Below are 1,554 nucleotides of genomic sequence, written 5' to 3'. Positions count from 1 at the left end.
GGTCCGGGCCGCGGCGACGGCCGCGTGGTTGCGTTCCGCCCAGGCGACGAGCGCCGCCAGCGGCTCCAGCATCGAATGCCCGAGCGCGTCGAGGCGATACTCCACGCTGGGCGGCTTGGTCGGGAAGACGTGCCGGGTGACGAAGCCGTCGCGTTCCAGTTCGCGCAGCGTCTGGGTCAGCATGCGCTTCGAGATGTCGGGCACGGCCCGGCCGAGGGCGCTGAACCGCCGCGGGCCGCCGGCCAGCACGAGCAGCACCAGCGTCGTCCACTTGTCGCCGAGGCGATCCAGCACGTCGCGCACCGGGCAGAGCGAAGGATCGACGGCCGTGGTCTGCCACTCCGCGAACCGCCGCACCAGTTCCGCCTGCTGGCTCATCGCCCGGTTCCCGCGAGGTTACCCTGTCCCAAAATACTGCCTCCTTATGCGCCGCCGAGGTCTCGAATAGGAAGCATGTATCGCAACCGAACCATGTGGACTGCGCCCATGACCTCTGCTCATCCCCGCATCGGCATCACCGGCGCATCCGGGCGCCTCGGGCGCCTCGTCGTCGAGGCCCTGCTGCGCAGCGTGCCGGCCTCCCGGATCGTGGCCGGCCTGCGCAACCCCGACGACGACGGCGCCAAGGCGCTCCGGGCCCTCGACGTCGAGGTGCGGCAGGTCGACTACGAGAGGACCGACACCCTGGACCGAGCCTTCGCGGGCATCGAGCGCCTGCTGCTCATCTCCTCCAACGAGTTCGGCAAGCGCGTGGACCAGCATCGGAACGTCATCGAGGCGGCCAAGCGGGCGGGCGTCCGCCGCATCGCCTACACCAGCGTCCTGCACGCCGACACGTCCCCGCCCAAGCTCACCGACGAGCATCGGCGGACGGAGCTCGTCCTCGCGGCATCCGGCGTGCCCTTCGTCATCCTGCGCAACGGCTGGTACACGGAGAACTACGCCGCCTCGATCCCGATGGCGCTCGAGCACGGCGCCCTCTTCGGCAGCGCGGGCCAGGGGCGGATCTCGTCCGCGGCGCGGGCCGACTACGCTGACGCGGCCGCGGCCGTGCTGACGGCCGCCGAGGTGGAGAACGGCCGCATCTACGAGCTGGCGGGCGACGACGCCTACACACTGGAGGAGTTCGCAGCCGAGGTCGCGAAGGTGTCGGGCCGGCCGGTGGTCTACAGGAACCTGCCCGAGGCCGAGTACGAGGGCGTCCTGCTGAAGGCCGGCCTGCCGAAGGACCTGGCGGCCTTCGTCGCCGCCTCCGATTCCGTCGTGGCGGAGGGTGCGCTGTTCGAGGACGGCCGCGACCTGAGCAGGCTGATCGGCCGACCCACGAAACCGATGCGCGAGACCGTGGCCGCCGGCGAGCACTGAGCCCCGAGCGCGAGCCCGGCCCGCGCACGTCGCAGGGTCCGGCATCCGCCGCGCCTCGCGCTTGCCCCGACGCCGGGCCACGAACAGGAACCCTCCGGCATGCCGACCTTCGTCGAGATGGATCGGTCGGTGACCGTGGCCGAGCAGCTCGCAGAGGAGAGCGGCGCGACGATCGGGGCCGAGCCGGGC

General features: G+C 71.8%; 2 protein-coding genes. One reads left to right on the top strand and one right to left on the bottom strand.

The annotated features are described in order from the left end of the window. Positions 1-378: helix-turn-helix domain-containing protein (locus FV223_RS27245; RefSeq protein WP_147729822.1), on the bottom strand; the 378-nt coding region annotated here is incomplete at its 3' end. Positions 379-486: 108 nt separating this feature from the next. Here FV223_RS27245 and FV223_RS27240 point away from each other — a divergent pair. Beyond that, positions 487-1,365: an SDR family oxidoreductase gene (locus FV223_RS27240; RefSeq protein WP_147729821.1), complete on the top strand. Its 879-nt coding sequence runs from the start codon at positions 487-489 to the stop codon at positions 1,363-1,365. Positions 1,366-1,554 lie beyond the last annotated feature (189 nt).

The sequence above is a fragment of the Methylobacterium sp. WL116 genome (assembly GCF_008039455.1).
GTDB lineage: Bacteria > Pseudomonadota > Alphaproteobacteria > Rhizobiales > Beijerinckiaceae > Methylobacterium.
The sequence above is the reverse complement of the archived record's forward strand: the minus strand, read 5'-3'. Positions and strand labels throughout refer to the sequence as shown.